Raw genomic sequence first — 21,278 nt, 5'->3', positions numbered from 1 at the left:
AGCGGTTCGCGGCCGAGTCAGGCCGCCGAGTCGTAGTCGTCGAAGCGGTCGATGTCGACGCCGTCGGCGGTGACCTCGGCGATGACGACGCCGTTACCGGAACCGGTGTCGCGCTCGGCGGCGGCTTCGACGGCGCGGATAGCGAGGTTCCGGGCGTCTTCGAGGCTCATCTCGGGGTCGTACTCGCCCTCGATGGTCCCCGTGGCGACCATCGTCCCGGAGCCGGTGACGGTGTAGTCGTCCTGTAGGACGCCGCCGGCCGGGTCGATGCTGTAGACGTGACTGCCCTCCGCGTCGACCCCGCCGAGGATGGGGTTGATGGCGAAGAAGGGGCCGCCGCGGGCGAAGTTGCCCGCGAGCGTCGCCAGCGCGTGAATCGAGAGCGGCTCGTCCCGACGGACCTCGTAGAGGTTCGCCTCCGAGCGCAGCGAGCGGATGAACGACTGCGCGCCGCCGACGCTGCCGACCAGCGTGAGCGCGGCCGTCGGGTGGATCTGCTCGACCTTCTGGACGTTCTTGTTCGAGACGAACCGGCCGCCCAGCGAGGCGCGCCGGTCCGTGGCGATGATGACGCCGTCGTCGGTGCTGATGCCGACGGTGGTCGTCCCCGTCTTCGTGACGTTCTCCTCGTCGCGGCCCTCGTCGTCGTTCGGGAGGGTGCCGACCTCGGGTTCGTAGGCGTCGGTCAGGCGGTTCTCGGGGTCGTACATCAGTTCTCACCTCCGAGTTCGAACTCGTCGAGACGCGCGGAGACCTCGTCCTCGTCGAGTTTGCTGAACTGCTTGCTCTCGACGTCGATGGTGGCGATGTCCACGCCCGACGGGTCCAGTCCGTCCTCGTTGACCGACTCGAGCGCGCGAAGCGCGAGTTCGACGCCGCCCTCGAGGTCCATCTCCTCGGCGTACTCGTCCTCGAGGAAGCTCTGGATCTCCTCTCGGGACCCGCCGATGGCGACGGCCTGCCACTCATAGGGCGTCCCCGAGGGGTCCGTCTCGAACAGGCGGGGCTCCCCGTCCTTGATGCCACCGACCAGCAGCGCGACGCCGAACGGCCGTGCGCCGCCGGTCTGGGTGTACTGCTGGATGTAGTCGGTGACTTCCTTGGTCAGCGACTCGACGCTGGCCGGTTCGTCGTAGCGCAGGCGGTTGACCTGCGCCTGCCGGCGGGCCACGTCGATGAGCTGGCGTGCGTCGGCGACGTGACCGGCGCTCGCGACGCCGACGTGGTCGTCGATCTCGTGAATCTTCTCGATGCTGTCGCGCTCGATGAGCGGCGAGCGGGCGTGGCGGTCGGCCGCCAGCACGACGCCGTCTGCCGTGCGGACGCCGACGCTTGCGGTGCCGCGCTTGACTGCCTCACGAGCGTACTCCACCTGGTACAGGCGACCGTCCGGCGAGAAGATGGTGATCCCGCGGTCGTACGCCTGCTGATCGTTTCCTTGCATTGTGTGTTACTCTCTGTTATTCACCTGAGGTTAGGTCTTTTGGTATATAACCGTATCGGCGCGTTCGCCGCCCTCAGTACAGCGAACAGTCACCGGTGACGCGGTCCACCAGGTCGTCGTCGGCGGGTCCGACCGCAAGTGCAGTGACCGTTCCCGGTTCCAACTGCGTGTGGCCGGCGTCCCTGATGATGGCATGCGGCAGGCCCTCGCGCTCCGCGGCGTCGGCGAGTTCGAACAGCTCGGACTCGCCGGTCGCCTTGAGGACGACTTTCTTCTGACCCTCGCCTTTCCAGGCTTTGCGGGCCTTCCGGCCGGCGTCCTCGTACGCCGACAGCGACGCGTGGGCGACCTGAGCGGCGAGTTTCCCCTCGCTCATCCCGATGTCGGCCCGCGCGACGATGGCCTGCTTCATACCTACATATGACGACCCCGACTTAAACCCCCGTCGGAGTACCCGCCCGGTTGCACGTACCACAGGGCACTTACCGCATGGGTGAGCATTCGTCGGGGATGCCCTCCACAGTTCGAACCTTCCTGGCCCGGCCGGGCGCGTTCTTCGAGTCGCGCGTAGACCGACTGAACGGCTTCAGAGGGGGCGCGCTCGCCCTCCTGTTCAGCGTCGTCGCGACGGTGATACTCGGCGGCGTCCTCAGACGGTTCACCACGTTGTTCACCGGCACGACGACCGTCGACAACCCGTCGTATCCGGGTGACATGATCTGCGAGGACGGCGGTCTCGAAGGACTAAATATGACGGTGACGATGAGCGGCTGTGACCAGCCGAAGCAGAAGTCGGTCGAGATCAGTTCGCTCCTCTGGGACGAGATGGCCGGCATCGTTCCCTGGATCGCCGTCGGCCTGCTTCTCGTCTGGTTCGGCCTCGCCGTCGCCCTCCACGTCGGCGCGTTGCTCGGCGGCGGCAGCGGCCGGTTCGGACAGACGCTGGAAGTGGCGGCGTGGGGATTCCTGCCGATCCTCGTCACGTCAGTGGTCGGCGGCGCGGCGCTGCTGTTCTTCGCCGGTCGCGCCGATCTCTCTGCGAGTTCGCCCGAGGCGCTCCTCCCGGCCATCCGGTCGTTACAGTCGGGCGTCTCCGGGCTCACGCTCCTCCTGATTCAACTGCTCGGGGCGACGTGGCAGGCGTACGTCTGGGCCGCCGGCCTCCGGGTCACTCACGAGATAAGTCGTCGGGCGGCCGTCGCCGTCGCCGTGCTGGTCGCGCTGGTCCCGGTGTTGCTGTCGTAGGCGGGATCCGTCTGCCGCGAGGACGCCGTGTCCGCCGTTCGGCCCGAGACGGGACGCTTTAGGCACCCGGCGTCACTACCTCGGGTAATGATACTCTCGGACGCCGACATCGAGCGCCGCCTCCGCGAGGGCGACCTCGTGGTCGAACCGCTCGACGACCCCGACATCCAGATCCAACCGGCCAGCGTCGACCTCCGACTGGGCCGGGAGTTCTTAGAGTTCCAGCACGCCAACATCCCCTGTATCCACCCCAACGCCGAGGGCGAGGTCGCCGACTACGTCGAGGAGACCGAAATCGAGGAGGGCGGTGAGTACATCCTCCACCCCGGCGATTTCGTACTTGGGACGACCCACGAGCGCGTCGAGATCCCCGACGACCTCATCGCCCACGTCGAGGGCCGGTCGTCGCTGGGCCGCCTCGCGATCGTGGTCCACGCGACGGCGGGCCTCTGTGATCCCGGTTACGAGGGCCAGATAACCCTCGAGCTCTCCAATCTCGGCACCGCCCCCGTCGCGCTCACGCCCGGGATGCGAATCTCCCAGCTCACCTTCACCGAACTGAAGAACCCGGCCGAGCGTCCCTACGGGTCCGAGCGCGGGTCGAAGTATCAGGGCCAGCGCGGGCCGCAGGCATCGAAGATACAGGGAGACAGAGAGTTTGGGGGCGACCAGTAGCATGCGCTTCGTCGAGGAGATCGTCGTCGAGGAGTTCCTGCCGACGTTCCGCTCGATGCTGGCCGAGTCGCTCCGCGAGCGGGGGCTGACCCAGTCGGAGGTGGCGAGTTTGCTGGGTATCAGCCAGAGCGCCGTCTCGAAGTACGTCCACGGCGACGTCGAGCGCAACGAGCGACTGCTCGACCACCGCGGGATGACCGAACTCGTCGAGCGACTGGCCGAGGGACTGGCCGACGGCGAGATGAGCCCGGTGCAGGCGCTCGTCGAGGCGGAGGTGTTCGTCCGCGAACTCGAACACGGCGGCCTGCTCGCGGCGCTCCACGAGGAGGCGGTGCCGGAACTCGCCGAGTACGGCGGCGAGTTCGCCGTCCACGACCCCGACTCGACGCTCCGGGCGGCCGAGCGGACCCTCTCGTCGGTCCGGCAGGGCCTGCGCGTCCTCGAGAACACCAGCGGGTTCGCCACGCTCATCCCCGCCGTCGGGTCGAACCTCGTGCAGGCACTGCCCGACGGGACCGCCATCGAAGACGTGGCGGCGGTGCCGGGCCGACTGCTGGACGTGAAGGGGCGGACGACGATTCCCGCCGAGCCGGAGTACGGCGTCAGCGAACACGTCGCCGGCGTGTTGCTGGCCGCGCGGGCCGCCGGGAGCGACGCGCTCGCGGCGCTGAACGTCGGCTACGACCCCGAACTCGTCGAGGCGCTCGAAGCCGCGGGCTACACGGCCGTCGAGTTCGACGCGGAGACCGACGTCGAGACGGCCATCGCCGAGGCGCTGGCCGATTCGCCCGACGCCGACGTCATCTATCAGACCGGCGGCGTGGGCGTCGAGCCCGTCGTCTATCTGCTGGGCGAGGACGCCGTGGCCGTCGCCGAGCGGGCGCGGGACCTGCTGTGAGCGATACGCGCGAGTTCTACGGGCGGTGGGCCGACCTCTACGACCGGCTGGCGAGCCTCCCGTTCGCCGAGTCGTGGCGGGAGCGGGCCGCCGACTCGCTCGCCCTCTCGCCGGGCGACACCGTCGTCGAGATGGGGTGTGGCACCGGCGCGAACGTCCCCGTCCTCCGCCGGCGGGTCGGTCCCGAGGGCCGCGTCGTCGGCCTCGACCTGACGCGGGAGATGATCGAGCGCGCGCGCGGCCGGCCAGACAGAGCGGGCGACGGCGTCCACTACCTGCTCGGCGACGCGACGCGCCCGCCGGTTCGGGGGGCCGACGCCGTGCTGGCGACGTTCGTCGCGGGCATCTTCGCGGACCCCGCGGCGGCCGTCGACGCGTGGTGCGACAGCGTCCGACCCGGTGGCCGGGTCGCCTTACTGAACTTCCAGCGGAGCGAGAACCCGCTCGCCGCGCCGCTCGACGTCGCTTTCGAGGGGTTCGTCAGATTGTCTGCGCCCGGCGCTCGGCTCTCCCGGCAGTCCCACGCCGGCGCGTTCGAGCGCCGGGTCGCGGCCGCCCGCGACCGCCTCACGGAGCGCACCGTCGACCGGCGCTACGAGACGTTCGGCGGCGGCTTCCTGGGCCTCGTCTCCGGACGCGTCGAGTAGTCGGCGGTCGGCCGCGCCAGTCAGCGGCCGAGCGAATCGGGTCGTCAGCGGTCGGCGGCGTCGCTGCTGCGGAGGGTATCCGGTGCCGCCAGTCCACCCGTCTCCATTCGGTAGGCGACACAGCCCAGAAGCGTCAGGAGACAGCCGTACAGCACGGGCGTCCCAACGGCGAAGGTCGGGCGGAGCGCCGCCGCGACGGCGTCCGCCGTCGCCGGAGAGAGCGGCGCGAGCCCGAGCACCTGCGGGACCGTTCGAAACGAGAGCGAGACGTTGGCGAGGACGGTGCCGGAGACGAACAGCCGTCGGCCCCACCCGCGCGGGAGGTGATACAGCAGGACGACGAGCGGGAACGTCAGGTAGACGTAGTACAGCAACAGCGACGGGAAGAAGAGGAGTATCGCCGTGACGGTCGCGTAGAGCGCGACGAGGCGGTCGGTGACGCCGCGAACCCGCCAGTAGCAGAGGGCGACGACGGGCGCGAGCAGAATTGCCGCGCCGACGGCGTACCACGTCGGATCGACGGCGGGGAACGCCACCGACAGCGGCCGTCGGAGCGTGACGTAGCTGACGCCGGGGTCTAATCCGCCGACGAAGGCGTCGGTGTCCCGACGGGCCAGCAGGACGTCGAAGGCGTAGGTCCGGTAGGTGTCGAGACCGAACGCCGCCAGTCCCGCGGCGGTGAGCGCGCTCACGGTGGCGACGGCAGCGACGATAGCCCGCCACGCGCGCTCGCGGAGGAGCCAGAGACCGATGGCCGCCGGGAACACCTTGACGAAGGCGGGAAGCGCCAGCGCCGTGCCCGCGAGCCACTCCCGGTCGCGCTCGAGCCAGACGAGGCCGGCGGCGAAGGCGGCGACTAGCAGGTGGTTCACCTGCCCGTAGGCCAGCGACGGGACCGAGTGGACGGAGACGAGGAGGTACGCCCCGAGCAGGATGCGGTCGGCGGTCGGGACGCCGTGGCCCAACGACTCGATGTACCCGACGAGCAGATGCGTCAGCGCGGCGGTGACGGCCAGCGAGGCGACCGTCACGACGGCGTAACCGACCGACCACGGTCCCAGCCACGCCAGCGGTACGAACGCGAGCACCGTCACCGGCGGGTAGAGGTAGTGGAAGTTCTCGGGAGAGGCCGCGGCGTAGAAGTCGCCGCCGGCCAGCGCCGTCCGCGCGGCCACGTCGTAGACGCGGTAGTTCAGTCCGACTTTGACCGGGCGGGCGAGGACGTAGTACGCCCCGAGCGCGACGCCGAGGAGGAGAGCGGTACCGAGCGCGAGCCAGACGTCGCGGCGGGCGCGCGAGAGCGAATCAGACATGGGCGGGGATGAGACGGGGAGTCACCGAGATATCCGCCACTGCGCCCACCAGCCGCTTCAACGCGTCGGTCGTTCGCCGCGATCCGTTACTCGCTCGTTTTCGCGTCGAGGAACTCGCTCGCCGTCGCTCGGCCCTCCTCCATGAGGTCCTCGACGAACGACGGCGAGCGGTCGAACCGCGAGGAGAGGGGGAGTTCCGCGTCGAGTCTGAGCTGTTCGACCGCGACGCGCTTGTAGCGCTCGCCGTCGAGCCGGCCCTCGGCGACCCACTCGTTGATCCGGTCGATAAAGGCCAGTTCCTTCTCCAGCGCGAGGTTACCCGAGAGTTCGTTCTGTCGGTCCGCGATGGCCCGCAACGAGGTCGGCACCTCTTCGCGGCGTTCGGGCGCGACCCGGAGGACCCAGACCTCGTCGGGTTTGTGGTCTGCGTCCTCGACGCCGGAGAGGAAGTTCGCGACCGGCGGGTTCTGGGCGAACATGCCGTCCCAGTACGGACTCCCATCGACCTCGACCGCCTCGAACAGCAGCGGGACCGCGGCGGAGGCCAGCAGCGCGTCGGCGGTCACGTCCCCGTCGGCGAAGATTCGGGCGTCGCCGCCGGTCACGTCGACGGCGCTGACGAGCAGTCGCGGGCTCGGGCCGGCCGCCAGTTCCGGGACCCGGTCGAAGTCGACCACCGACGCTATCGACCGGCGGAGGTCGCGTCGGGCGATCTCGGACGCCGGCGAGAGGTACGGGCTCACGTCGGGCACCGGGACGCCGCCGTTGTCGAGCGCGATGGTCCATCTGGCCGTCTCGTTGACGGCCCGGTCGAACGGGGTCTGCGCCGCCACGTCGGACCACAGCGTTTCGAGGCGGTCGGCGGCCTCTTCCGGCCCGCCTTCGAGCAGGCCGTACCACGCCGTCGCCGCACAGAGCGCGCCGCCGGAGGTGCCGCTGAAGCCGACTATCTCGTACTCCTCGGGGAGGTCGACGAGCAGGGTCTGGAGCGCCCCGGCGCAGAACGCGCTGTGTGACCCGCCGCCCTGACAGGCCAACGCCACCGTCGTCGCCTCGCTGCGATCGAGAACCATCTCTGTCGGTGAGTGAACCGCTCGGTACGTAAACGGCGACCATGATTGCTCAACGAACGCGCCGGTCACGCCGGCGGTCGGTACCGCTCGGCGTGACGCGGACAGAACTCGGTCTCCCGTAGCTGCGCGTCGACGACGGCGGGTTGGCGGTGGGCGTCGTGGAGGCGACAGCCCTCCTCGTCGCAGAACGCCTCGCCCGTCGAGAGGTAGTGATACGCCTGTAAGACGTATCCTTTCACCGCGTCGGTCGTCCGCGGGTCGTCGGCGACGAGGAACTCCCCGTCGACCTGTTCTTCGAGGACCTCGCGGGGCGGGGCGTCGCCGGACAGCATCGCGTGTCTCTGCTGTTCCCTGTAGTAGCTCTCGGGTTTCGCCGGCGCTTCGTACAGCCCCGGCACCGACACCAGCGCCGGTTGCCCGAGGACGTTCACGCGCTTGTGCCACCGGCCGTCGTGGTCGCCCCACGTCCCCACGACGCGGTCCAACAGCGGGACGTGGAGGTGCGAGAGCGACCGCTCTTCGGCGGGGATCCGCCGGTGAAGCGACCGCTGGAGCGCCCGTCCGTCGTAGATGACGCCGCCGGCCCGTTCGGGGCGTTCGATGGCGCGTTCCTCGTAGCGGACGATGCCCAACATGGTGTTGCCGGTCTCGGGATCGTACGGGTCCAGTACCCGCACACCGGCCAGTTCCTCGGGCAGGTCACTGTCCGCATGGCGGGAGAGAAATCTATCGCGGACCTGCACCTCGGCGTCGGTTCGCTCCGCCAGCCACGCCGCGACGGCGTCGGCGTCCGCCTCGGTCGTCGGGGCGCGATAGAGCGTGACCTGCTCGACCATATCGAATGGTGGTACCACCGAGGTATACCAGTTGCGGAGCGGCGGAACCGCTGTCGTCGGCCCGCCCCGGCGGCTCGACGCGGCGGGCGAGAGGTCCGGCGTCCCGAGACGCATCGCGAGCCCGGACGCTCGGCGTCAGGGCGTTCCGTGCTCGGAGACGGCGGCCACGAGATCCCCGTCGGGTTCGTCCAGCGATGCTTCGTCGTCTCCGAGCGCGTCTAAGAACTCCCCGATGGTCCGCGTTCGCTCGCCGTCGGTACAGGGGTAGACGCCGACGAGGTCGTCGCCGTCGTAGGCGGCGGCCAGCATCATCGGCGTCGTCAGCACCTCCTCGCTCTCGCCGACCAGTAGTGACGCCGTCCGCGTCTCGAAGGGCGGGCGAAGCGTCAGCCCGTTCTCCGAGGCCCACTCCTCGAACTCTTCGACGATGTCGAGCAGTTCGCTGTGGTTGGTCCGTCCGGAGACGACGATCTCCTCGGGCCACGTCGTCACCGAGAAGTCGTCGATCACCTCCGCGGTTCGGAGACTACCGAGGCGGTCGATGACCGTCGTCCGCGGGCCACAGACCGGGCGTCGGGTCCATAGGTCGACCGTCAGTCCGTCTGCCGCCGACCGTTCTACGATGTGTTTTTCGTCCGTTTGTCTCACTTCGTTCGACATAGCGTGCCAATCACAAACACATTTCGAATGAAGACACATAATCGTTTGTGTGAATACTGTTTTAGTGGACATATATGTATTATCACGATTAAACGTAAGAGTTGCCCGTCGCTGGCGGCCGCGTTCGCGGACTCGACCTCACCGCTCGTCGGCGAGATCGATCCGGAGGGAGCGGAGGGCCGCCTTCGTGTTCACGTTCAGCGCCGACCGCGCGGCGTCGAGGCCCGGCGGAGCGTCCGCAGCGGCTACCGAGCGGCAGTTCGGGAGCGCCGACAGCAGCGCGCGGAGCCCGGCGGTTTCGGGGAAGTCGGGGAGTTCGGCCGTCACCGCGTCCGTCCGATAGAAAGCGTGCAACGGCTCGGGCCCGTCGTCGGTCGCGAGACAGACCGCGTCGTCGCCCTCGGTCCGTTCGCCGCCGAGCCACCGAACGACCTCGGCCGAGACGAGCGGCATGTCACAGCCGCAGGCGAACAGCCATTCTTCGGTAGCGGCCCCCGCCGCGGCCGCGAGCCCCGCGACCGGCCCCTCGAACTCCGGCACATCGTAGACGTACGTCACGTCGCGGGCCTCGAGTACCGCCTCGAACTGCGCCCGCTGTGCCTCGTCGCGGACGGCGACGAGCGGCGGCGCGCCGGTGGCGGCTTCGAGGGCGATCGCTACGCGTTCGAGCAGCGCCGTCCCGTCGAGCGTCGCCAGCGCCTTGTTCTCGCTGCCGAACCGTCTGCTCCGCCCGCCCGCGAGGACGACGCCTCGGACGCCGACGAGCGTCGCGGACTCACCGCTCCCGGTCGCTGACCCGGCGTTCGAATCGGCGCGGTCGGTCACACGCGGTCCGAGGGGCGGCCGGCCCAAAACTCACTCGCTCACGGCCGGGCCGTACGCACGAGCCACGTCTCGGGGTTCTGCTGTCTCACCTCGAAGCGCTCCAGCGACTCGACCCCGTCGCCGGCGATGTCGAGCAGGTACTCGCGGACGGCCGCCGGGTTGCGGTCGCTCACGACGTGGAACTCCGCGCCCGAATCGAGCGCCTCGAACCCCTCTCGGACCCGGTCGTGACGGTCCGCCGGCGCGACGCCTCTGAGGTCCACCGCGCGGTCGGGCACGTCCACGTCCCAGATGTCGTCGAGTCGCTCCCGCACCGCGTCGCCGAGTTCCCGAGCGTGAGACGGAACGCCGTCGGCGGTGGGCCGCGGCGTCCCCTGCATCTCGCCGTTGAACGGGATGTCGACCAGCAAAGGGATATCGAGGGCGTCGATCGGGTCCCGGCCGTCGAAGAGGTCGTGGGCCTCTCCGCAACTGTCACAGACGAACTCGCCCATGTTCGAGACGACGCCGAGCACCGGCACGTCGTTCTCGCGGAACAACTGGATGGAGCGGTGCGTGTCCGAGACCGCGGCGTGGAACGGCGTGGTCACGAAGACGACGCCGTCGACGGGTACCTCTTGTAGCGTCGTCAGCGCGATGTCGCCGGTCCCGGGCGGCAGGTCCAGCACGACGGTGTCCGGGTCGTCCCAGGCCGTCTCCTCGAACAGCTCCGAGAGCGCGTCGTGGGCCATCGCCCCGCGCCACGCCAGCGGCGCGCTGGAGGACATGAGACCGACGCTCATCACGTCCAGCCCGTCGGCGTCGACCGGGACCGGGTTGCCGTCCCCGTCGGAGTGGACCGGCCCGCTGACCGACAGCAGCTCCGGCACGTTCGGCCCGTGGATGTCGGCGTCGAAGAGACCCACGTCGTCGCCGTCGGCCGCCAGCGCGCAGGCCAGCATCGCGGCGACGGTCGTCTTCCCGACGCCGCCTTTCGCGCTCGCCACCGCGACGACGCGGTCGGCGGTGGTGATCCCCGCCTCCCGGCCCTCGACGTCCGGCGTGGGATCGACGTGTTCGACGTGGGCGCGCTGGACGCCCTCCACGTCCGAGAGGGCGCGTACCATCGTCGCCGTGACCGCCTCCGCCTCCTGCGGCGGGAAGTCGCCGAGGTCCGCCTCGACGGTGACGTCGCCCTCGGCGACGCGGACGTCCTCGATCAGCCCCGCCTCGAAGACGGTGACGTCGGCCTCCGGGTCCCGGACCTGCCTGAGCGCCGCCTCGACGGCGTCCGAGAGGTCGCCGTCCGGGTCCGATTCCTCGGCGTCGGGTCGGCCGGCAGTCTCGTCGTTCGTCGGTCGGTCGGCGGTCGGTTCCTCAGCGGTCGGTCCGTCTTCGCGTTCGTTCGTTGATGGGTCCTGTGACATGGTCAGAGGTCCGGACGGCGATTCAGTCGGCTCTCGCCGGGGAGCTGCGCGCTGTCCTTCTCGGTGCCGCCGGTGAACTGCCGCCGGAACTTTCCGGGGTCGGCCTCCAGCGACCGGGCGGCCGTGCTCCGGACGACCGCCGGCTCGGCGTCGTCGCTCGCCAGTTCGGTGAGCCGGGCCTCGGCGCGGTCGTCGTCGACGCCGGCCAGCAGGTGGGCGGCCCACTCCCGGACGCGCTCGCTCTTGTCGCGAGACTGTTCGAGCAGTATACCGAGCGTGTCCTCGCCGCGGAGCTTGAACAGCGAGACGGCGGCGTTCCGGCGGACGGCGTGGTGGTCGTCTCCCAGGGCCGCCTCGATGTGGGGCTCGAAGGCCGCCCGGTCGATGCGGTCCAGCGCGACGAGCGCCTCCGCGCGCACCCACGGGTTCTCGTCTTCGAGCGTCTCGACGGCGGCGACGCCGGCCCGCTCGCCGCCGAGGTTCCCGAGCGACTCGACGGCGAACTGCCGCACGTCGGCGTCGTCGTCGGTCAGCCCGACGCCGATGAGCGCGTCCAGCAGCCCCTCGCTCGCGGACTCCTCGCCGAGCGCGAGCGCGACGCGGCGGCGCTCGACGACGTCGCCCTCCGCGAGGGCCGCGATCTTCTCCTCGACCGAGTCGTCCGCGACCGGCCTGATGTCGGTCGCCTGTAGCTCTCGGGGCGTCGCCTCGCCGATGGTGACGTCGCGGTCCACCTCGATGTCCTCGAGGCCGTCGGGGTCGACGCCGAAGCCCGGGCTCTCTTCGGGGTGGACGCGCGGGTCGGTCGGGCCGTCGGTCGCCTCCTCTTCGTCCCTCATGTCGACCCCTCCGCGGCCGCGGCGGCCGAGCCCGGACGCTCGAAGACCCCGCGGTCGAGCACCGCCAGCGTCGCGCCGACCAGCACCGCCATCGCTCGCGGGAGCGTGGCCGGGACGCCCGCCAGCAAGAGCAGCGACGCGCCGACCGCGAGCGAGGGCGAGAGCGCGTCCCGTCGAACGCCCGTGACGGCGGCCGCGGCCGCGCCGGCGACGGCGAGCGCGACCAGGAGGTGCGGGACGCCGACGACGGCGAAGCCGGTCACGAGCGCGCTGCCGACGACGTAGGGCTTCGCACCGCTCGCGAGGGCGACGGCGGCGAAGCCGACGCCGCCGGCCACCGCGCCGGCGCGGTCGACCGCCGTCCCCAGCGGAAGGGCGGCGAGGCTCCCCAGCGCGAGCGCCGCGCCGAGCGCGCGGAGTCCGCCGTCGACGACGCCGACGCTGCTCCCGAGGGAGACGCCGACGGCGGCGACGAGGCCGGCGGCGACGACCCATCGTGGCCAGTCGTTCCGGGACGCGGGGACGCCGAGCGTCCCGAGCAGCGCCAGACCGCCGCCGACGGTGACGGCGGCGACGGCCGGCAGCGTCGCGGCGTCGCTCAGAGCGGCCATCGGCCCGAAGACGCCCGCGAACAGCAACCCGACGCGGGCGGGTGCCTCGGTAGTCGCGAGCGCGCACGTCACCAGCGCGAGCGCCAGGACGAGCGGCGTCCCGAGCGCGACGCCCGCTCGGAGCGTCGGCCCGAAGGTCACCGGGTCGAACGGGACGTTGTGGAGGACGCGAACGGCGGTCCGAAGCGCGACCGCCGCCAGCGCGACGGTGCCCGCCGTGCGGACGGCACGGTAGCGTTCGCCGGCGAGCGCCGAACCGAGGCGGGAGAGCGAGGAGAGCGGGTCGCCGTCAGCGTTCGCTCGCGTGGTCTCGCCGCTCACGCGCCCTCACCTCCCTCGCGTCGGGCGGCTAAGTCTTCGACGTCGGCCGCGGTGAATCGGTCGAGGAAGTCTGCGAGGCGGCCGAACAGCCCGGTCCCGGGCTCGGCACCCATCGCGTCGGCGATGCCCTCTGAGACGACCCGGAGGTGCCGGTCGTGGAAGTCGAGGCGGGCGGCGGCCACGTCCGGGTCGACGGCCGCCTCGCGCCGGCAGAGGTAGCCCGCGAACTCCAGTTGCAGGCGGAGGTGGTCGTGGTTGCGCCGGACCTCCTGGTCGACCTGACAGCCGAAGTGCTCGTAGGCGCGCGCCAGGTCGAGGTTGACGTCGTTCCAGGAGACCTCCGGGCGGTAATCTGACTCGTACAGCGAGACCGGCGGCCCCTCGTTGGCGACGGTCCCGTCGGTCTTGTCGACGACCTCCGAGTAGCCGACGACGAACAGGTCGTTGAACCGCGCCGACAGCGTGTCGTGGTCGTCTTCGACCGCGCAGTCCGGCGGGGCCACGTCGAGGCCCGAGCGGTCGACGAGGCGCTCGAACTCGTCCGTCACCGCGCCGCTCTCCAGATCGCGATACAGCTCCTCGTCCGGCTGGGCGAAGAGGGCCGCGAGAAGGGCGTAGACGTCGCCGCGAGCGGCCGGTTCGACGGCGACGTCGTCGGGCAGTCGCCGCTCGTCCGTCTCCGCTGGCGTGCCGTCGGGGTCGGGGGTCGCCACGTCACCCACCCCCCGTTCGGCGGACGCCCTGAATCGTCACGAGCGTCGTGACGACGATGCCGATGCCCGCGACCGCCCAGAGGATGGCCTCGTAGGGCGGTCCCTCGGGACCGGGGCCGAGCGCGAGGTAGTACCACTGGCTCGTGGACTTCTGGCCCGACCGCTCCATGTTCGACCCGTTCCACGCCGCGAAGGCCACGTCCATGTCCCGGTCGCTCGGGACGGTCGTCCGGTTCTCGCCCGGCGGCGACAGCGGGCGCGAGAAGACGACCTCCCAGCGGCCGTCGGTGTGGGTGTAGTTCGTCGCCACGGTGCCGTTGCGGAACTGCGTGGTCGACCCGGGTCCGCCGGCCAGCAGCTCCTGGGTCTGTCCGGAGCCGCTCCAGTACCAGACGTTGACCGTGTTGTCCGTCCCGCCCATGGCGATCGGCGGTCGCTCCGCCGGGTCCGTCGGGAGCTGGACGGCCACGGCGTCGGCGAATTCGCGGACGGTCGCCGCGGACGTGTCGTTCGTCGGGTCCGCCCACTCGAGTTGGAGGTAGAGGCGGTCGTCGGTCCGGGCGGCCGAGACCTGAATCCGCTCGACGGTCGTGTTGTCGGCCGAGGGGACGGCCGCGCCGGCGCTGCTCATCGGAATCGTCACCGGCGGTGCCCGCCCCCACTCCTCGCCGTCCACGCTGTCGAGGGAGTCGCCGTCGGTCGCGTAGTGCACCGGGATCTCGAAGGCCGGCCGGGCGTCGACGGTCATCGGGGCCACGACCGTCGCGGCGAGCAACCCGACGGCGAGCAGCCCCGCCAGCCGGAGTTCCCTACCCGTCATCGAAGACCTCCAGCCGGTACTGGTCGGCGGTGTCGGTCGTGGTCAGCATCTCCATCAGTTCGCTCTCCTCGCCGCGCTCGACCCGGTTCCGCTCGCGCTCGATGGTGTTCAGCGCCTCGTTGACCTCCGGCCCGAACAGCTCTTCGAGGTAGTTCCGCGGGATGCGCTCGGCGTCCAGCGACTCGCCGGCGTCGGAGTGCTGGGGCGGGGCGAACGGCGGGATGTAGTAGACGTTCGGCTCGGTGCGGTACTCGGGGTGCAATCGGACCGCCGCCCCGTACTCGTTGACGAGCTTGTGGATCGGCCCCTCCTCGTCGTCCAGGTAGCCGACCATCCGGAGCTGCGGCGGGCAGTCGGCCGCACAGGAGGGCGGCTTCACCTCGCCGTCCGGCCCCTCGCCCTCGATGCGGGGGTAACAGAAGATGCACTTCTCGGAGGTCTTCTTCATCGCGTTGTAGTACACCTTCTTGTACGGACAGCCCTCGACGCAGTAGCGGTAGCCCCGACAGCGGTCCTGGTCGACGAGGACGATGCCGTCCTCCTCGCGCTTGTACAGCGCCGACCGGGGGCAGGCCTCGACGCAGGAGGGGTGCGTACAGTGGTTGCAGATGCGCGGGAGGTAGAAGTAGTAGGAGTTGGGGTACTCGCCGGCCCCCTCGTCCTCCTCCCAGTTCGGTCCCCACTCGGCGTTCTCCATCGGCCGGAGCGGCTCGTCGCTCCCCTCGAACATCACCTGTTGGTGGTTGAACTCCCACGGCCGGCCGTAGTCCTCCTCGCTGGGGAGGTCGCCGGGGCTCCGCTCGGCGTGTTCGTCGGACTCCCACCCGCCGCCCATCTCCTCCCAGTCGCGGGGGTAGCCGGAGCCGGGCTTGGTCTCGACGTTGTTCCAGTACATGTACTCCCGGCCGCCGCCGTCGGTCCAGTTGGTCTTGCAGGCGATGGTGCAGGTCTGACAGCCGATGCACTTGTTCAGGTCCATCACCATCGCGACCTGATGGTCGATGCCCTCCGCGAGGTCGACGGCGTCGCCCTCCTCGGTCTGGCTCATCAGTTTTCACCCCCGTCGGCCTCGCCGTCGCCGACCTTCTCCACGTCGACGCGGACGTCGCTGTTGACGCCGGTCGGCCCCCAGTAGTTGGGGAAGAAGTGCAGGTGTTCGCCGGTGTCCTCTGGGTACTGAACGAGCTGTGTGGGTTTCATGTAGAGCGGAACGAGCGAGTTGAAGTTGTTGCGGTCCGGGAACTGGAAGCGTTCCCAGGCGAAGTACATCCTCGCCGTGCCGGGTTCGCTCGAGGGGTAGCGCTTGGCCATCACCTCGACCTCGCCGAGGTCGTTGTAGATGCGGACGGTGTCACCGTCCTCGATGCCCCGTTCGTCCATGTCGTCGGGGTTGAGGTAGACCGTCGGTTCGCCCCGTTGGAGGCGGAGCATCTTCTCGCTGTCGCGCCACGTCGAGTGGATGGACCACCGGCCGTGGGGCGTGTTGTACCGCAGCGGGTAGTCGGCCTTGTCCTGGAGCGTCGGCGAGTCCTTGTGCGTCGGCAGCGCCTCGCCGAGGTCGAGGAACCAGTCGTGGTCGATGTAGTACTGCTGGCGGCCGGTGAAGGTCGGCCACGGGTTCTTCTCCTGGACGTAGCGCTTCCAGGGCGTGTAGGCCTCGCCGTCCTCGATGTCGGAGGTCCAGTGGTCGCCGGCCTCCAGCAGCCGCTGGGGTTGCTCGACGGTGTCGTCGAAGGTGATCTGCTCGTCGGTGCCGTCGGGGTTCGACTCCTCGGAGTGTTCGAGGATGAACTCGGCGGCCGCCCTGTCCTCGGCCAGCGCGCCCTCCTCGTCGGTCTCCCAGTCCCGGACGTAGTCGTCGTGGACCGACTGGAGGTCTATCTCGCGGTCGAACTGGCGGTCGGGAATCGGTTCGACGCCCCGCTCGGTGGCGACCTCCTGTATCTTCGCGGCCAGTTCGCGGAATATCTGCCAGTCGGTCTTCGACTCGCCGAGCGGTTCGACCGCGGGCGTGAACGGGTGCACGTAGGTGTGCATGTCCGTCATCGAGAGGTCGTGTTTCTCGTAGTGGCTGGCCGTCGGGAGGACGATGTCGCTGTACAGCGCCGAGGAGTCCATTCGGAAGTTGATGTCGACCACGAGGTCGAGTTTCGGCCAGAGCTGCTCCTCGATGGCGACGTTGCCCTTGGCTTGGTTGAAGTAGTTGCCCCGCCACATGAACAGCACGCTGGGGTCCGGCCTCGACCCGTCGTCGCGCTCCGCCGGGTAGACCGGCATCCAGTCCCGCTCGACGGCCTCTTCGACGCGCGCGGTGGTCTCGGGGTCGGCGTTGTCGAGGACGTCACAGTGGTAGTACGTCCACAGCGTCGTCGGGACCGCGCGGACGTTTCCCGTCGGGAACGAGAGCACCTTCCAGCCGTGGAACGTCCATATCTTCTCCTGGCCGACGTAGTGGTCGAGCCCGGTTCCCTGCCGACCGAGGTTGCCGGTGAGCGTGAGAAGCAACTGGATGGCCCGGTTGCCGAGGTCGTTGTGGTACCAGTCGTTGACGCCCTTGCCGTGGATTATCTTCGCGCGCTCGGCCTCGCCGAACTCGCGGGCGATCTCCTGGTGGGTCTCGCGGCCGACGCCGGTCGTCTCCTGAACGTACTCCGGCGTGTAGTTGGATAGCTCCTCGTTGAGGTTGACCCAGACAGACCGGACGGGCGCGTCGCCGTCGGCCGTCGGGACGGTTCGGTCGACGGCCAGCTGCGGGTCGAAGTCGAGTTCGATGCTCAGCGAGTCGTCGTGTTGCCCGTCCCGTTCCCCGAGCGACCCCGGAGCGACTCTGAGGTCGCCGTTTCCGTCGACCATGACGAACATCTGGTCGGGCCGGTCGGCGTCGACGCTCAGCCCCTCGACCTCGCTCGCGCGGAGGAACTTCCCGGTGTCCTCGCGCACGAGGAGGGGCATGTCCGACTGCTCCTTGAGGTGAGCCTCGTCGTACAGCCCCTCGTCGACGATGGTGCGGGCCATGCCCAGCGCCAGGGCGGTGTCGCTGCCCGGCTCCGGTCCGAGCCACTCGTCGCAGTGGATGGCCGTCTGGGAGTAGTCCGTGAAGATGCCGACGCGTTTCGTGCCGTTGTAGGCGGCCTCGAGGAAGTACTTCGCGTCCGGGATGCGCGTGACGTTGACGTTCGATCCCCAGGCGATGAGGTAGTCGGCGTTGTACCAGTCGGCGCTCTCGGCGTTGTCCGTCTGGGTTCCCCAGGTGATCGGCTGGCCCGGCGGGAGGTCCGAGTACCAGTCGTAGAAGCTGTGGGAGACGCCGCCGAGGAGGTTGACGAGCCGAGACCCCGACGCGAAGCTCACGGGGCTCATCGCGGGGATCGGCGTGAACCCGCTGATGGCGTCGTACCGTTCCTCCTGTACGGTGTCGACGACCTCTTCGGCGATCTCGGTCAGCGCCTCGTCCCACGAGATGCGCTTCCACTTCCCCTCGCCGCGTTGGCCGGTCCGCCTGAGCGGGTGGAGCACGCGGTGGTCCGCGTTGACGTAGTCGGAGTAACACGCGCCCTTCTGACAGCCCCGCGGGTTCGGGTCCGGGAGGCTCTCGTCGAACTGCGGGTAGTCGGCGGCCTGCGACTCGCGCCAGACCTGACCGTTGCGGACGTACACCTCCCACGAGCAGCTGCCGGTGCAGTTGACGCTGTGGGTGGAGCGGGCCGTCGAGTCCCAGTCCCACTGCTCGCGGTAGAGGTCCTCCCAGTCGCGGTAGGGGTACGAGCCGATGGGGTCGTCGACGACCTCCAGGCCGTCCATCGCGAAGAGGTCGTCCGCGAGGCCGGTGCCGGTCGCGCCGACCGCCGCGGCCGCGCCGAGGCCCTTCAGGAAGTTCCGTCGTCCGGTGCTGAAGTCGTCGGGTGTCGTGTCGTCCGTCTCCTGTTGGTTGCTCATTGTGAGATGAATACGGTGGCGAGTCCGCACGCGACGCCGAGCGTCGCGAAGAGGAGGCCGGTCGTCGTGCCACCGCCGGCCTCCAGTCCGGCGGCTATCAGCGCGACGCCGGTGAGTTTGGTCGCTCGATCCAGCCAGCGATACTGCCGCGCGGAGAGCGCGAATCCGCCCGGCGCGTGCCCGTCAGTCATCGTCGCCCTCCCCGCTCGCCGCCGAGTCGGGCCGGTCCGTCGTCCCCGACTCCGCCGGTCTTTCGGGGTCGTCGCCGTGGGTATCGCGCCGGAGCGCCGCGTAGGTGATCAGCCCCGCGGCGAGCGGCCCCAAGACGAGCGCCGCGATGAGATACGGCTTGATGGCGTTGGTCGTCGTCCCCGCGATGTCCGCGACGATGACGTCCATCCCGGCGATAGAGGCGACCATGATGAACACCACGCCCGCGACGCCGCAGGCGGTCTGCCAGGGGCGAGCGAGCGGGTTCGCCGAGAAGTGGCGCTGCTCGCTCTCGTAGTCGATGAACGGCCAGAGGGCCACTACGGCGAAGACGAGACCCGGGAGGACGAGGCCGCCGATGAACTCCGAACTGACGTGGACGCCCAGCAGGTCGAAGCTCAGCCACGACGGAGTGAGCTTCAGGAAGCCGTACCCCCACATCAGGAACCAGTCGGGCATGATGAGCGACGGCGTCGTCGCCGGGTCGTTGGGGCCGTACTCGGCGATGTTGTGGACGGGCAGGAACCCCGCCAACAGCGACAGCGTCGCCAGCGTGAGGAAGAAGACGACGGCGCTGACCGCCGTCTGGTTCGGCACGGCCGGTAAGCCGACGACGACGCTCCCGTCGTCCTTCTCGACTCGCTCCCGGCCGGGAACCGCCTCGTCGCGCTCGGCCTCGGTGTGTTTCTGCCGTATCAGTATCGCCATGTGGACGCCGATCAGCCCCGCGATGGCCAGCGGCAGGACGAAGACGTGCAGGAAGAACAGCCGCGGAATCGTCGCGCTGGAGGGGAACGACCCGCCGAAGACCAAGTACGCGAGCGTCTCGCCGACCAGCGGGACCGACAGCGCGACGTTGTAGCCGATGCCGACGGCGGTGCTGGCGAACTCGTCGAACGGCAGCGCGTAGCCGGTGTACGCCGCGAACATCGAGAGCCCCGCGAGACCGGTGCCGACGAGCCAGTTGGGCTCGCGCGGGTTCCGGTAGGCCCCGGTGAAGAACACCCGGAGCATGTGCAGCGCCATCGAGGCGACGAAGAGGTGGGCCGCCCAGTGGTGCATCCGCCGGAGCAACATCCCGAAGGGCACGTCGTAGGTGATGTTCAGGACGCTGGCGAAGGCCGCCGGGAGCTCCTCGCCCTGGAACTGGGCGACGCTGCCCTCGTACTCGACGGCGGTCGTGCTCGGCTCGAAGAAGAAGCCGAGGAACGTCCCCGTCAGCACCAGGACGGCGAAGGAGAACAGCGCGACCTCCCCCAGCAGGAACGAGTCCTCGGCTGGGAAGGCCTTCCCGAGGAACGACTGGGCGTCCTCGGCGTCGAGCCGGTCGTCGACCCAGTCGTAGAGGCGCTGTCTGCGGCTCATCACCCGCCTCCGGGGCCGACTGGCCCCTCGAAGTCGCCCGTAGCGACCAGATATCCGTCGCTCGACAGCGTTATCGGGAGCTGCGGGAGCGCCCGCGGCGGCGGCCCGCCGACGACCGTCGCCCCCGAGAGCGCGTCGAACCGGCCCGAGTGACAGGGACAGACCAGCGTCGTGCCGTCCCGGTCCGCCACCATACAGCCCGCGTGGGTACACACCTTCGAGAAGGCGGCGTACCCGCCGACGGTGAACTCCGCCCGCGTCTCGCCGCCGTACTCGCCCTCCTCGAAGCGGACCAGCAGCGTCGGCGCGCGCTCGATACCCGGATGGCTCGCCGGGAACACGGTCAACTGCTCGCCGGGCGCGAGGCGGTCCTCGGCGATCTGCTCGCCCTCGGCGTCGACGAGCGCCACGCCGTCCGAGTACACCGGGCCGGTGTACTCCCGTTCGAAGACCCGCGTCAGGCTGACGAGCGGTGCGGCGAGGCTTCCGAGCGCCGTCAGGCCGCCGATGGTCGCGAGCGCCTTGGCATAGTCCCGCCGCTCCATCTCGCCGCGGGCGTCCCGCCAGAACTCCTGATAGATGCTCGGACCGTCGGCGTCGCCGGCGCGCTCCGCACAGCACTCGGTCGCCCCGCGCTCCTCTCCGCCGGGGTACTCTCTGCCCAGCGGGTCGTCGCCGGGCATCAGTGCTCCCTCCGCTCGGCGACCTCGACGTGAGGCATGAACCAGGCGTAGTACGAGACGGTCAGCCCGGTCAGCGACATGAACATGCCGAAGGCGTAGACGCCGAAGTACTGCGTCCGGGCCAGCGTGAGGTACTCCCCGGTGAACAGCGCCGCGAAGGTGATGGAGAGCACCGTCAGGCCGCCCATCGCGACCAGCCCTTCGATGGCGTCGCTCGACGGGTGATACGTGGTTATCCAGCGGTCGTCGGTCTCCAACCACGGGAACGTCGAGACGCCGCCGGACCGAGTTTCGGCCGCCGTATCGCTCCCGCCACTGACGGTCCCGCCGTCGGCGACCGTCGCGTCGACGTCGGCGTCCGGTCGCGCCGCCTCGTTCATGAACCGGTGGAAGAAGGCGAGCGCGCCGACGAGGGCGAACAGCGCCGCCCAGACGACGACGCCCACCTGACTGGGCGAGAGTTTGTTCGGCGTCTCCACGAACCCTTCGAGGGGTCGTATCTCGTTGACGCTCTGGTCGATCTCGATCTCCTCGGAGGGCGGTTCGCCGTGTAGCGCGACGAACCACATCGGGAGCAGGACCGCCAGGAGCACCAGGACGATGAGTATCGTTCTCAGTTGCATGGATACAGGTCGAATCAGTTCGCTATCGGTACCGCCACCGCTCAGACGCGGAAGTCCGACCCGACGCTGCTCGCGTGGCCGTCGTGGCACCGCTCGACCGCCGGCCCGGACCGGAGCCCTTGCCCGAATTCAGTT

23 protein-coding genes are annotated in these 21,278 nt (G+C 69.8%); 4 read left to right on the top strand and 19 right to left on the bottom strand.

From position 1 onward, the window contains the following. Nucleotides 1-17: 17 nt before the first annotated feature. The 3 genes from psmB to pth2 all read right to left on the bottom strand — a co-directional run bounded on the left by psmB (nucleotide 18) and on the right by pth2 (nucleotide 1,856). Nucleotides 18-710, bottom strand: a complete 693-nt coding sequence (psmB, locus tag EGH23_RS00505) for an archaeal proteasome endopeptidase complex subunit beta (protein WP_220578084.1) — start codon at nucleotides 708-710, stop codon at nucleotides 18-20. Further along, nucleotides 710-1,444 carry an archaeal proteasome endopeptidase complex subunit alpha gene (gene psmA / locus EGH23_RS00500; protein WP_220578083.1) on the bottom strand — a complete coding sequence of 245 codons (735 nt, stop codon included), beginning with the start codon at nucleotides 1,442-1,444 and terminating at the stop codon, nucleotides 710-712. The genes psmB and psmA overlap by 1 nt, the downstream gene beginning before the upstream one ends. Nucleotides 1,445-1,517: 73 nt before the next feature. Beyond that, nucleotides 1,518-1,856 carry a peptidyl-tRNA hydrolase Pth2 gene (gene pth2, locus EGH23_RS00495; RefSeq protein ID WP_220578082.1) on the bottom strand — a complete coding sequence of 113 codons (339 nt, stop codon included), beginning with the start codon at nucleotides 1,854-1,856 and terminating at the stop codon, nucleotides 1,518-1,520. 77 nt (nucleotides 1,857-1,933) lie between these two features. On the opposite strand from pth2, the gene EGH23_RS00490 reads away from it, so the two are divergent. The 4 genes from EGH23_RS00490 to EGH23_RS00475 all read left to right on the top strand — a co-directional run bounded on the left by EGH23_RS00490 (nucleotide 1,934) and on the right by EGH23_RS00475 (nucleotide 4,909). Next, on the top strand, nucleotides 1,934-2,689 hold the full coding sequence (locus tag EGH23_RS00490; protein WP_220578081.1) for a Yip1 family protein: 756 nt from the start codon (nucleotides 1,934-1,936) through the stop codon (nucleotides 2,687-2,689). Between the two features lie 87 nt (nucleotides 2,690-2,776). Further along, nucleotides 2,777-3,364, top strand: a complete 588-nt coding sequence (dcd, locus tag EGH23_RS00485) for a dCTP deaminase (protein WP_220578080.1) — start codon at nucleotides 2,777-2,779, stop codon at nucleotides 3,362-3,364. A gap of 1 nt (nucleotide 3,365) precedes the next feature. After that, nucleotides 3,366-4,262: a thiamine-phosphate synthase family protein gene (locus tag EGH23_RS00480; RefSeq protein ID WP_220578079.1), complete on the top strand. Its 897-nt coding sequence runs from the start codon at nucleotides 3,366-3,368 to the stop codon at nucleotides 4,260-4,262. Beyond that, nucleotides 4,259-4,909 (top strand): class I SAM-dependent methyltransferase, encoded by a 651-nt coding sequence (locus EGH23_RS00475; RefSeq protein WP_220578078.1) that lies wholly within the window; start codon nucleotides 4,259-4,261, stop codon nucleotides 4,907-4,909. Before EGH23_RS00480 ends, EGH23_RS00475 begins: the two co-directional genes overlap by 4 nt. Before the next feature lie 44 nt (nucleotides 4,910-4,953). On the opposite strand, the gene EGH23_RS00470 is transcribed toward EGH23_RS00475, so the two are convergent. From EGH23_RS00470 to EGH23_RS00395, 16 genes are all read right to left on the bottom strand, one after another. Further along, nucleotides 4,954-6,222: a glycosyltransferase family 87 protein gene (locus tag EGH23_RS00470; RefSeq protein ID WP_220578077.1), complete on the bottom strand. Its 1,269-nt coding sequence runs from the start codon at nucleotides 6,220-6,222 to the stop codon at nucleotides 4,954-4,956. 86 nt (nucleotides 6,223-6,308) lie between these two features. Next, nucleotides 6,309-7,295, bottom strand: coding sequence for a patatin-like phospholipase family protein (locus tag EGH23_RS00465; protein ID WP_220578076.1), 987 nt, complete (start codon nucleotides 7,293-7,295; stop codon nucleotides 6,309-6,311). Nucleotides 7,296-7,360: 65 nt separating this feature from the next. After that, nucleotides 7,361-8,131 (bottom strand): DUF7001 family protein, encoded by a 771-nt coding sequence (locus EGH23_RS00460; RefSeq protein ID WP_220578075.1) that lies wholly within the window; start codon nucleotides 8,129-8,131, stop codon nucleotides 7,361-7,363. A 135-nt stretch (nucleotides 8,132-8,266) separates the two neighbouring features. After that, nucleotides 8,267-8,779, bottom strand: coding sequence for an HTH domain-containing protein (locus tag EGH23_RS00455; RefSeq protein WP_328765762.1), 513 nt, complete (start codon nucleotides 8,777-8,779; stop codon nucleotides 8,267-8,269). Between the two features lie 150 nt (nucleotides 8,780-8,929). Then, a complete protein-coding gene (locus tag EGH23_RS00450) occupies nucleotides 8,930-9,616 on the bottom strand; it encodes a molybdenum cofactor guanylyltransferase (RefSeq protein ID WP_220578073.1) in 687 nt (228 codons plus the stop codon). A 38-nt stretch (nucleotides 9,617-9,654) separates the two neighbouring features. Beyond that, nucleotides 9,655-11,022, bottom strand: coding sequence for a P-loop NTPase (locus EGH23_RS00445; protein WP_220578072.1), 1,368 nt, complete (start codon nucleotides 11,020-11,022; stop codon nucleotides 9,655-9,657). Nucleotides 11,023-11,024: 2 nt separating this feature from the next. Beyond that, the gene (locus EGH23_RS00440) at nucleotides 11,025-11,861 is read right to left on the bottom strand and encodes a HEAT repeat domain-containing protein (protein WP_220578071.1); all 837 of its coding nucleotides are present in this window, start codon (nucleotides 11,859-11,861) and stop codon (nucleotides 11,025-11,027) included. Then, nucleotides 11,858-12,793, bottom strand: a complete 936-nt coding sequence (locus tag EGH23_RS00435; RefSeq protein WP_220578070.1) for a DUF8068 family protein — start codon at nucleotides 12,791-12,793, stop codon at nucleotides 11,858-11,860. Before EGH23_RS00435 ends, EGH23_RS00440 begins: the two co-directional genes overlap by 4 nt. Continuing rightward, nucleotides 12,790-13,506, bottom strand: coding sequence for a molecular chaperone TorD family protein (locus EGH23_RS00430; protein ID WP_328765761.1), 717 nt, complete (start codon nucleotides 13,504-13,506; stop codon nucleotides 12,790-12,792). Before EGH23_RS00430 ends, EGH23_RS00435 begins: the two co-directional genes overlap by 4 nt. A 1-nt stretch (nucleotide 13,507) precedes the next feature. Then, nucleotides 13,508-14,326, bottom strand: coding sequence for an ethylbenzene dehydrogenase-related protein (locus tag EGH23_RS00425; RefSeq protein ID WP_220578069.1), 819 nt, complete (start codon nucleotides 14,324-14,326; stop codon nucleotides 13,508-13,510). After that, the gene (narH, locus tag EGH23_RS00420) at nucleotides 14,316-15,374 is read right to left on the bottom strand and encodes a nitrate reductase subunit beta (protein ID WP_220578068.1); all 1,059 of its coding nucleotides are present in this window, start codon (nucleotides 15,372-15,374) and stop codon (nucleotides 14,316-14,318) included. Before narH ends, EGH23_RS00425 begins: the two co-directional genes overlap by 11 nt. After that, nucleotides 15,374-18,262, bottom strand: coding sequence for a nitrate reductase subunit alpha (gene narG, locus EGH23_RS00415; protein ID WP_220578067.1), 2,889 nt, complete (start codon nucleotides 18,260-18,262; stop codon nucleotides 15,374-15,376). The genes narH and narG overlap by 1 nt, the downstream gene beginning before the upstream one ends. After that, nucleotides 18,259-18,453: a DUF8120 family protein gene (locus EGH23_RS00410; protein WP_220578066.1), complete on the bottom strand. Its 195-nt coding sequence runs from the start codon at nucleotides 18,451-18,453 to the stop codon at nucleotides 18,259-18,261. The genes narG and EGH23_RS00410 overlap by 4 nt, the downstream gene beginning before the upstream one ends. Next, nucleotides 18,446-19,837, bottom strand: coding sequence for a cytochrome b (locus EGH23_RS00405; RefSeq protein ID WP_220578065.1), 1,392 nt, complete (start codon nucleotides 19,835-19,837; stop codon nucleotides 18,446-18,448). The genes EGH23_RS00410 and EGH23_RS00405 overlap by 8 nt, the downstream gene beginning before the upstream one ends. Next, complete coding sequence (locus EGH23_RS00400) at nucleotides 19,837-20,520, bottom strand: QcrA and Rieske domain-containing protein (protein ID WP_220578064.1); 684 nt, start codon at nucleotides 20,518-20,520, stop codon at nucleotides 19,837-19,839. The genes EGH23_RS00405 and EGH23_RS00400 overlap by 1 nt, the downstream gene beginning before the upstream one ends. After that, on the bottom strand, nucleotides 20,520-21,143 hold the full coding sequence (locus EGH23_RS00395; protein WP_220578063.1) for a hypothetical protein: 624 nt from the start codon (nucleotides 21,141-21,143) through the stop codon (nucleotides 20,520-20,522). Before EGH23_RS00395 ends, EGH23_RS00400 begins: the two co-directional genes overlap by 1 nt. Nucleotides 21,144-21,278 lie beyond the last annotated feature (135 nt).

Source organism: Haloarcula nitratireducens, assembly GCF_019599505.1.
The sequence above is the reverse complement of the archived record's forward strand: the minus strand, read 5'-3'. Positions and strand labels throughout refer to the sequence as shown.